This window comes from Mesorhizobium sp. M7A.F.Ca.CA.001.08.2.1 (assembly GCF_003998455.1).
In the GTDB taxonomy this organism is placed as follows: Bacteria; Pseudomonadota; Alphaproteobacteria; order Rhizobiales; family Rhizobiaceae; genus Mesorhizobium; species Mesorhizobium ciceri.
The window spans coordinates 1-9,428 of record NZ_RZPW01000173.1 but is presented as its reverse complement, the minus strand read 5'-3'; the positions used below and the strand labels follow the sequence as shown (position 1 = coordinate 9,428).

Here is a 9,428-nt window from a genome sequence, read left to right as displayed (position 1 = left end):
GTGTTGACCGTCTCCAGGTTCTGCGCATGGCGCATGACGTGGTAGCCGATCTGGATGCCGTTGCCGCCATGCATGTCGCGGGCCTGGCGGGCGATGTCCAGCGCCTTGCCGCAATTGTTGCGCTTGACGATCGAGATCATTTCCGGCGCCATCTTGCCTTCATCCAGCAGCCGCCCGACGCGCAAGGACGCCTGCAATCCCAACGCAATTTCGGTCTGCATGTCGGCAAGCTTCTTCTGGTAGAGCTGCGTCCCGGCCAGCGGCTTGCCGAACTGCTTGCGGTCGAGACCGTATTGGCGGGCGCGGTGCCAGCAATCCTCGGCGGCGCCCATCGAGCCCCAGGAAATGCCAAAGCGAGCCCGGTTGAGGCATCCGAACGGTCCGCCAAGGCCCTTTGCGTTGGGCAGCAGCGCGTCCTCGCCGACCTCGACGCCTTCCATCACCACTTCGCCGGTGATCGACGCCCGCAGCGACAGCTTGCCGCCGATCTTCGGCGCCGAAAGCCCTTTCATGCCCTTTTCCAGCACGAAGCCACGGATCTCGTCCTTGCCGTTCTCGCCCTTCAGCTTCGCCCAGACGACGAACACATCGGCGACGGGCGCGTTGGAAATCCACATCTTCGAACCGGACAGCTTGTAGCCGTTGGCGGTCCTCTCGGCGCGCGTCTTCATACCGCCCGGGTCGGAGCCTGCATCCGGCTCGGTCAGGCCGAAACAGCCGATCCACTCGCCGCTGGCGAGCTTGGGCAGGTACTTCTTGCGCTGTTCGTCCGAGCCATAGGCATAGATCGGATACATCACCAGCGACGACTGCACTGACATCATCGACCGATAGCCGGAATCGACGCGCTCTACTTCGCGTGCGACCAGCCCATAGGTGACGTAGTTCGCGCCAAGCCCGCCGAATTCTTCAGGGATGTTGATGCCGAGCAGGCCGGCCTCGCCCATTTCACGGAAGATCGCGGTGTCGAAGGTCTCGTTGAGGTAGGCGTCCTCGATCCGCGGCGCCAGTCTGTCGGCGGCGAAGGCGGCCGCCCCGTCGCGCACCATGCGCTCGTCTTCCGAAAGCTGGCCCTCGATCAGGAACGGGTCTTCCCAGACGAATGCGTTCTTGTCGGCGGCCATGACGTTCTCCCAAACCAATGCATGTCGCTCAAAACGATGACACGCATGAAGCAAAATGTTGGCCCGTTCTATCGGCCTGTGCCTCGAAAAAATCAAACGAAATTGATTCACCGATCAATGAGCATTAAGAATGGATCATGAGTGTCCAGCGCCGCCTTTTGCCCAACATCAGCGCCCTTGCCGCCTTCGAGGCTGTAGCCCGGCTGGGCAGTTTCACCGCCGCCGCCCAGGAGCTAGATCTGACCCAGGGCGCGGTCAGCCGCCAGATCAAACTTCTGGAAGATCAGTTCGGCCGCCGGCTCTTCGAACGCGACAGCCGCAATGTCAGGCTGTCGACATCGGGCGAGATCTACGCCGAGGCGGTTCGTTCAGCACTTGGGCAATTGCGTGACGCAGCCCTTGGATTGATGAGCAATCGGCATAGTGGCATGCTGAACCTTGCCATTTTGCCGACCTTCGGCACGCGCTGGCTGATGCCGATGATCCCCGATTTCGTCGAAAACAATCCCGATATCACCATCAACTTCGTCACCCGCGTCGGTCGCTTCGACTTCGCCAGGGAGAGGCTGGATGCCGCCATCCACTACGGCCTGCCGGACTGGCCGGAGGCCGACTCGACACTGTTGGTGCGCGAAACCGTGGCGCCGGTCGTGTCGCCCGAATTCCTCGCCGGCCGCGCCATCGCCTCACCGGCCGATATCGGCCGCCTGCCGCTGCTGCACATGGCGACGCGTCCTGGCGCCTGGACCGAATGGTTCGAGCATCAGGGCCTGAGCGCGCCGACCGGACCCGGCATGCAGTTCGAACAGTTCGGCACCGCCGCCCAAGCCTGCATGGCGGGGCTTGGTGTGGCGCTGCTGCCGTTGATCCTTATTGCAGGCGAATTGCAGCGCGGCCAGCTGGTGCCGGCGCCAGGCCAGCCCATGCAAAGCCGCAGTGCCTACTATCTCGTCGTCCCGCACGACAAGCGCGGCCATCCGCCGGTCGCCAGTTTTCGCGACTGGCTGCTGGATCAGGTCGCACGTCAAATTTGACTTGGCCGGTTTATCAAAAATTGATAATATTGGATAAAGCGAAAGGAGAGACCATGCCTGCAAGCTACAGCATCGGCACCCGCTATGAGACATTGGTTCGCGAGTTGGTGGAAAGCGGCCGCTATGCCAGCGCCAGTGAGGTTATGCGCGATAGCCTGCGCCTGCTGGAAGAGCGCGAAGAACAGCGTAAGGCAAAGCTTGCTGCGTTGCGCGCGGATATCCGCAAAGGCGTGGAAAGCGGCCCAGGTATCCCTGCCGAAGAGGTATTTCAGCGGCTGGAAGCAAAATACCGCGGCGGAAAGCCGTGAACTATGGCGGTCATATTTGCGCCAGCCGCCGCGCAGGACGTCGAAGAGATCAGCGACTACATCCATGCTGAAAATCCGGCTGCGGGTCGGCGCTTCATTGCCGCGCTCAGGGAACGCTGTAGCCGCATTGCAGACGTGCCGCATGGCGGCGTCCCCCGCCCGACCCTATGGCCCGGCCTGCGCTCCTTTGCATTTCATCGCTATGTTATTTTCTACACCACCGACGGCGATGAGGTGCGTGTCGAGCGCGTCTTGCATGGTGCCCGCGACATCCCAACTATTCTTGAGGGAGGACAGCCACTCAATGGCTCTTGAACTCCACGCCTCCCTGTCTCGTTGGGCTGGAACACTCATAGGGCTCGTCGCAGAATAGCTACTTTCGCTTCAGCGCATCCGCCAAAGCAGCACCGAACGCTCCCTGTTGCGCCGGCCGCTCCGGCTGGCGTTGCTGGGGTGCCGGCGAACGTGGTGCCGGCCTGCCGCCACCATTGTCGCGCGGTCCGCTGCGCGGAGCACCACCCTCGCCGCTATCCTTGCGCATGGAAAGCGCGATGCGCTTGCGCTTGATGTCGACATCGACGACCCGCACCTTCACCACGTCGCCGGCCTTGACCACCTCATGCGCATCCTTGATGAACCGATCGGCCAGCTGCGAGACATGCACCAGCCCGTCCTGATGCACGCCGATATCGACGAAGGCGCCGAAGGCGGCCACGTTGGTGACCGTGCCTTCCAGCAGCATGCCGGGCTTGAGATCCTTGATGTCGTCGATGCCGTCGGCGAAGGTCGCCGTCTTGAAGCCTGGGCGCGGGTCGCGGCCGGGCTTTTCCAGCTCCGCCAGGATATCGCGCACCGTCGGCAAGCCGAAACGCTCGTCGACGAAGACGCGTGGGTCGAGTGCCTTGAGCGCGGCACTATCGCCCATCAACGACCGCACATCGCGCCCGCAGGCAGCGACGATCTTCTTCGCCACGCCATAGGCCTCCGGATGCACCGACGAGGCGTCGAGCGGCTCGCTGCCATTGGCAATGCGCAGGAAGCCGGCGGATTGTTCGAAGGCCCGAGGTCCGAGCCGCGGCACCTTGAGCAGATCCTTCCGGCTGGCGAAGGGCCCGGTCGCATCGCGATGCGCAACGATCGCGTCGGCCAGCGATGCGCCCAGACCTGAAACGCGCGCCAAAAGCGGCGCCGAGGCAGTGTTGAGATCGACGCCGACGGCATTGACCGCGTCCTCGACCACCGCTTCCAGCGAGCGGCCGAGCCGGTACTGGTCGACATCGTGCTGGTACTGGCCGACGCCGATCGATTTGGGTTCGATCTTGACCAGTTCGGCCAGCGGATCCTGCAGCCGCCGGGCGATCGAGACAGCGCCGCGCAACGACACGTCGAGACCGGGGAATTCCGCCGCCGCGGTTGCCGATGCCGAATAGACAGAGGCGCCGGCCTCGCTGACGATCACTTTCAGTGGCTTGGGGCCACCGTCCGCCGGCATGTCGGACAGCATGTCGGCCACCAGCTTTTCGGTCTCGCGGCTGCCGGTGCCGTTGCCGATCGAAATCAGCTCGACCTTGTGCAGGCGGATGAGCTTGGCGAGTTCCGCCTGCGTGCCACGCACATCGTTTCTGGGCGGAAATGGATAGACCGTCGTCGTTGTCAGCACCTTGCCAGTGCCGTCGACCACCGCCACCTTGACGCCGGTGCGGATGCCGGGGTCGAGCCCCATCGTGGCGCGCGAGCCGGCGGGAGCGGCCAGCAGTAGATCCTTGAGGTTGCGGGCAAAGACGTGGATCGCTTCCTCCTCCGCCCGCTCGCGCAGATCGCGCATCAAATCGAGCGTCAGGTGCAGCGACAGTTTTATACGCCAGGTCCAGCCCGCCACCTCCATCAGCCATCTGTCACCCGGAAGGCTGCCGCCGATGGCATAGGCATTGGCGATCATCCGCTCGACCGGCTTCACCGGTGAGGTGTCATCGGCATCGACCTCGATGTCGAGCGACAGCACTTCCTCGTTGCGGCCGCGCAGCATCGCCAGCGCGCGATGGCTCGGCACATTTGCCCAACGCTCGACATGGTCGAAATAATCGGAGAATTTCGCGCCGGCCTCCTGCTTGCCGTCGACCACCCTGGCCCGCATGAAGGCGCGCTCCTTCATGTAGCTGCGCAATTTGCCGACCAGATCGGCATTCTCGGCGAATTGTTCCGACAGGATGTCGCGCGCGCCCTCGAGCGCCGCCTTGGTATCGGCCACCTCTTCGCTGACATAGGCCAGCGCCAGTTCGGCAGGCACCAATGAGCGGTTCGCCAAGATGGCTTCGGCCAGCGGCCCCAGCCCGCGCTCCCTGGCGATCTCGGCCTTGGTCCGGCGTTTGGGCTTGTAGGGCAGGTAGATGTCCTCAAGTTCCGCCTTGGTGGTGGCGGCGACGATCTTGCCTTCAAGCTCCTCGGTCAGCTTGCCCTGTTCGCGGATCGAGCCAAGGATGGTGTCGCGGCGCGCGTCGAGCTCGCGCAGATAGGCAAGGCGTTCGGCAAGATCGCGCAATTGCGTGTCGTCGAGCCCGCCGGTGACTTCCTTGCGGTAGCGCGCCACGAACGGCACTGTCGCGCCCTCATCGAGCAGTTCGATCGCCGCGGCCGCCTGTTCGGGCCGCGCGCTGATCTCGGCCGCGATGATGGCTGCAATGCGCTTGATGTCGGATGCCATGTCGTTCCTGCTCTCATCCAAAGAGCGGCGACCATAGGCGCAGACGTCCGGCCCGCCAACCGCCGCGCTTCGATCAGCCCAGCGGGTCCACAAGAAAGCGTATGCTAATGTGGTGGACAGCCGCGCTAGATTATCCGGCTGAGCGCCTCGAAGAACGCGACGATCTCGATATCGAGCGGATCGTCGACAGGCTCCGGCTGCGACGACATCTTGGCGATCACCACTTCGGTCCTGGGATCGACATACAGCCACTGGCCATGAATACCGATGCCGCAATAGGCGCCGTTCTCGTGTCCAGTCTGGTACCATTTGTTGCGGTAACGGCCCTTGGGAAACAGTGGCAGCATCGCGCCGCGCTGCCAGGCGTCCGCACTGCCGCCAGTGCTGGTCGTGTCGCGCACCCAGGCTTCCGGTACGATGCGGCGGCCATTGGCCATGCCACCTTGCCGCATCATCTCGCCGACACGCGCCAGGTCGCGCGGCGTCACCGAAATGCCGCCGGCCGTGCGCGCCGTGCCTTCCATGTCGACGCCGATCGAGGCTTCGCTGACAGCGCCGAGCGGCAGCCACAGCTTCTCGCGCATCAGGTCGGTGAACCGCTGGCCCGACGCACGCTCGAGCAGCAGGCCGAGCAGGTCGGAATTCGGCGAGCGGTAGCGGAAGGTCTGGCCATGCGGCTCTGCAAGACGTTGCAGGGTCAGGATGAATTCGCGCAGGCTCTCCGTACCGCCGCCCGGATTCCACAGCGTGGCACGGCGATAGCGGGCGAAAGCACTTTCCGGATCGAGATAGGCTTCCTCGAAATCGAGACTGACGCTCATATCGAGCACATGCCGCACGCTCGCATCGCCATAGGCCGAGCCGGCGGCTTCGGGGATGTAGGCCGTCACCGGCGCTTCCGGGTCGAACACCCCCTCGCCTTCCAGTATGCCGGCAATGATGGCGGTCAGCGACTTGCTGATCGAAAAGATGATGTGGCGGGCGCCGAAATCCATATGCGGCGCGAACCAGTCGCCGACGATCCTGCCGCCTTTCATCACCGTCAGTGCGTCGGTGCTCGAACGTGCGAGAAAATCAGCCACCGTCTCCGGTGTGCCGGCGATCGCGACCTTCTCGCCGAGCAGGCCGCCCATATCGCGCACGGGGATTTCGACAACGCCCGACGTCGCCGCCACCCGGGCGGTCGGCACCAGTTCGCCGAGATTCTGGAACGACCACCGGTTGAACGGGTTCTCGCGCCAATTGGCGAGCACGACCTGGTTGCGCCGGAAGCCATAGCGGGTCTCGAACACGGTTTTGCCGGTCATGGCGTTTCCTTCCGGTCGTTTCTTCTTTGTGGGGGCTCAGCGAAGCGCCGTGGCGATAGCGTGCACGGCTTTCAGCGTCGCTATGGAATAGGCACCATTGGCGAAATCCGGCCAGGTCGAAAGCTTCACCACGACCATTCCGGTGTTCCAGTCGATATGGATCATCTGACCGAACACGCCGCGGCACATCAGTGCGCGCGAGCGCGGGTCCTCGATCCAGAACTGGTTGCGATAGCTGCCCTCCGGCAGGCTGGGGCTGAAGTCCGGCCCATGCCTGCCGTTGCGCGTGTCCTCGACCCAGCCGGCCGGCACGACGCCGCCACCATTGTCGAGGATCAATTGGCCGAAGCGGCCATAATCGCGCAACGTTGCATTGAAGCCGCCATCGGCCACCGCATAGCCGGCGCTGTCGACGGTGAAGCAGGCGCTTTCGTCGGCGCCGAGCTTTTGCCAGAGTTCTTCCGAAACCAGTTGCGGCAGCCGTTTGCCTGTCACCCGCTCCATGATGAAAGCAAGCACGTCGGTCTCGATCGAGCGGTATTCGAATTGAGCCCCGTGCGGACGGATCGTGTCCTTCAAGCCCAGGATCAGCTCGAACATGTGCGAGGGCCAGCGAAAATCCGGATCGCTGCCCGGCGGCACCGGCTTCCAGCCGGTGGCGACATCGACTTGGCCGATGTCGGAATAGCGGTCGGTATATTCCTCGGAGAAACGCACGCCGCTCGTCATGTCGAGCACATGCTGCACATTGGCGCCGGCCCAGCCGGTGGCGCCGAGCTCCGGCAAATAATCCGTGACCGGCCTGGCCGGATCGATCAAGCGGCGCCCGACCAGTATGCCGAATACCGAACCGGTGACGGACTTGGCCATCGACTGCGACAGGTGCAGCGTGCGCTCACCCATGCCGTTGAAATAGCGCTCATAGGCGATCTTGCCGTCCTTGAGCACCAGAAAACCGTCCGTATAGGTCTCGTCGAGCAGCCCGGCGAGTGTCGTCGGCTTGCCCTCGCTGTCCTCGACCGCCAGCCCGTCAAGATCGACCTCGGCGCGTTCGAGACGGCGGCGATGGCCGTTGCCGCGCCAGACTTCGGCGGTCGGCAGAATTTCACGGATGTGCTGGAACGCCCAGCGGTTCCATGGCGGCCGGTCCCAGTCGAGCTTCGGCGGCACCATGGCGGGCGGCGAGCCCTGCATGATCGGCGGCCGCGGATCGCTGTTGCGATAGGAGTCCATGAAAGGCCATTCCCGGAAAAGAAAAGACCCGGCGGCATGTGCCGCCGGGTCTGTCATGCAGCGATTACTTCTGCAGTTCGGTCCAGATCTTGGTGTAGAGTTCCTGCGTTTCCGGCGGGCACATCTTCTGGAATTCGCCTTTCGGCTTGGCATCGGCCGGAATGACGACTTCCGGCGCGTCCTTCATGTCGGCAGGCATGTACTTGTCAGAGCCGTTGATGGCATTGGCATAGCGGTGGAAGGCCGAGAGGCCCGCCGCGTTTTCCGGATCCATGATGAAGTTCTGGAACAGCTTGGCATTGTCGACGTTCTTGGCTTCCTTCAGAACGACGACGTTGTCGCTCCACAGGCCAAAGCCTTCCTTCGGATAGTTGTAGTGGATAGCCGGATTGGCCAGCCGCTGGCGCAGCGCCGAGCCGTTCCAGTCGCTGGTCGCCTTGAAATCGCCGGCGCCCATCTTCTCGATGGTGTTGTATTCCATCGCGATCCAGTTCGGCTTGGCCGCCACCAGAAGGTCGCGCACCTTCTTCAGCACCGCCTTGTCGTCGGTGCACTGCTGGCCGCCGACATATTTGATCGCCGCGAAGATGACGTCGCCCATCTCCGGAACGACGTTGACCTTGCCCTTTAGCTCGTCTGGCGTGTTGAAGACGATGCCCCAGCTGTCGGCCGGACCCTTGTAGGCATCGGTGTTGACGACGACGCCGATCGTGCCCCAGGCCCACGGCACCGAATATTTGCGGCCCGGATCGAATTCAGGATTGGCCCATTCCGGCGCGACGTTCTTGAAGTTCTCCATCTTGCCCGGATCCGTCTCGAGCAGGAGACCTTCCTTGATCCAGATCGGCACGTAGGTCTGCGACGGCACCGCGATGTCGAAGCCGGTGCCGCCCTGGCGAACCTTGGCCAGCGCGGTGTCGTTGGAATCGTAATCGGTGATGGTCACCTTGACGTTGTATTTGGCCTCGAACTTCTTGATCACGTCGGGGCTGGTGTAGTTGCCCCAATTGTAGATGTTGAGCACGCCGTCGGCGCGGGCCAGGCCCGTCGAGGCGAGCAACGCCAACCCCATGGCGGTTGCTGTTGTCTTCCAGTTCATGGTTTTAACTCCCATTTTTCGGTTCAGTCTCGTTTCCTGCTGACGAAGAAAAACAACGTGACGATGGCAACCGAGAGCAGCAGGAAGGCGGTCGATATCGCGTTGATCTCGGGTGTGATGCCGCGGCGGATCTGGCCGAGCATGTAGGTGGGCAGCGTGTCCTGGCCGCCCGATTTGACGAACTCGGTGATGACGACGTCGTCGAGCGAGATGACGAAGGCCAGCATCAGCCCGGCCAGGATGCCGGGCCACAGAAGCGGCAACGTGATGCGCCGGAACGTCTTCCAGGGCGTCGCGTAGAGGTCGGCTGCGGCACGCTCCAGCGTCAGGTCCATATTCTCAAGCCGCGCCCGGATCGGCAAATAGGCAAAGGGAATGCAGAACGCCGTGTGCGCGGCGACCAGATAGCCGATGCCGGAATAACCGGTGAAGATCTTGATGCGCGAGAAGAAGATCAGCAGCGCCACCCCGGTGACGATCTCGGGCACCATCAGCGGCTGGTTGATCGCCGCATACTTGAAGGTGAGGCCGGGATAGGACGCGGTGCGGGTGGTGGCGAGCGCCGCCATGGTGGCAAAGATCGTGGAGAGCACCGCCGCGATGGAGCCGATCTGGAAGGAAC

9 protein-coding genes are annotated in these 9,428 nt (G+C 63.2%); 3 read left to right on the top strand and 6 right to left on the bottom strand.

The features are described from left to right. Positions 1 to 1,124, bottom strand: a 1,124-nt coding sequence (locus EN914_RS12945) for an acyl-CoA dehydrogenase (protein ID WP_164778732.1), incomplete at its 3' end; no start/stop codon positions are given. A gap of 137 nt (positions 1,125 to 1,261) precedes the next feature. On the opposite strand from EN914_RS12945, the gene EN914_RS12940 reads away from it, so the two are divergent. The 3 genes from EN914_RS12940 to EN914_RS12930 are packed head-to-tail and all read left to right on the top strand — an operon-like array spanning position 1,262 to position 2,781. Next, complete coding sequence (locus EN914_RS12940) at positions 1,262 to 2,158, top strand: LysR family transcriptional regulator (RefSeq protein WP_024502671.1); 897 nt, start codon at positions 1,262 to 1,264, stop codon at positions 2,156 to 2,158. A 53-nt stretch (positions 2,159 to 2,211) separates the two neighbouring features. Next, complete coding sequence (locus tag EN914_RS12935; RefSeq protein WP_013529822.1) at positions 2,212 to 2,466, top strand: type II toxin-antitoxin system ParD family antitoxin; 255 nt, start codon at positions 2,212 to 2,214, stop codon at positions 2,464 to 2,466. A gap of 3 nt (positions 2,467 to 2,469) precedes the next feature. Further along, a complete protein-coding gene (locus EN914_RS12930) occupies positions 2,470 to 2,781 on the top strand; it encodes a type II toxin-antitoxin system RelE/ParE family toxin (protein WP_024502672.1) in 312 nt (103 codons plus the stop codon). Positions 2,782 to 2,839: 58 nt separating this feature from the next. Here the strand turns inward: EN914_RS12930 and EN914_RS12925 are convergent, their stop codons facing one another. The 5 genes from EN914_RS12925 to EN914_RS12905 form a co-directional block, all read right to left on the bottom strand. Beyond that, positions 2,840 to 5,167, bottom strand: coding sequence for a Tex family protein (locus EN914_RS12925; protein WP_024502673.1), 2,328 nt, complete (start codon positions 5,165 to 5,167; stop codon positions 2,840 to 2,842). A gap of 125 nt (positions 5,168 to 5,292) precedes the next feature. Further along, positions 5,293 to 6,474 carry a serine hydrolase gene (locus EN914_RS12920; RefSeq protein WP_024502674.1) on the bottom strand — a complete coding sequence of 394 codons (1,182 nt, stop codon included), beginning with the start codon at positions 6,472 to 6,474 and terminating at the stop codon, positions 5,293 to 5,295. A gap of 36 nt (positions 6,475 to 6,510) precedes the next feature. Continuing rightward, positions 6,511 to 7,707, bottom strand: a complete 1,197-nt coding sequence (locus EN914_RS12915) for a serine hydrolase (protein WP_024502675.1) — start codon at positions 7,705 to 7,707, stop codon at positions 6,511 to 6,513. 64 nt (positions 7,708 to 7,771) lie between these two features. After that, positions 7,772 to 8,806, bottom strand: coding sequence for an extracellular solute-binding protein (locus EN914_RS12910; RefSeq protein ID WP_024502676.1), 1,035 nt, complete (start codon positions 8,804 to 8,806; stop codon positions 7,772 to 7,774). A 23-nt stretch (positions 8,807 to 8,829) separates the two neighbouring features. Further along, positions 8,830 to 9,428 (bottom strand): ABC transporter permease (locus tag EN914_RS12905; protein ID WP_164778731.1); only part of this gene is annotated, 599 nt, incomplete at its 5' end.

What these genes read in the sequence shown, in the direction of transcription:
- EN914_RS12915 (WP_024502675.1), bottom strand. Translation starts at nt 7,707, where the DNA reads ATGGACTCCTATCGCAACAGCGATCCGCGGCCGCCGATCATGCAGGGC.
- EN914_RS12910 (WP_024502676.1), bottom strand. Translation starts at nt 8,806, where the DNA reads ATGAACTGGAAGACAACAGCAACCGCCATGGGGTTGGCGTTGCTCGCC.
- EN914_RS12940 (WP_024502671.1), top strand. Translation starts at nt 1,262, where the DNA reads ATGAGTGTCCAGCGCCGCCTTTTGCCCAACATCAGCGCCCTTGCCGCC.
- EN914_RS12925 (WP_024502673.1), bottom strand. Translation starts at nt 5,167, where the DNA reads ATGGCATCCGACATCAAGCGCATTGCAGCCATCATCGCGGCCGAGATC.
- EN914_RS12935 (WP_013529822.1), top strand. Translation starts at nt 2,212, where the DNA reads ATGCCTGCAAGCTACAGCATCGGCACCCGCTATGAGACATTGGTTCGC.
- EN914_RS12920 (WP_024502674.1), bottom strand. Translation starts at nt 6,474, where the DNA reads ATGACCGGCAAAACCGTGTTCGAGACCCGCTATGGCTTCCGGCGCAAC.
- EN914_RS12930 (WP_024502672.1), top strand. Translation starts at nt 2,470, where the DNA reads ATGGCGGTCATATTTGCGCCAGCCGCCGCGCAGGACGTCGAAGAGATC.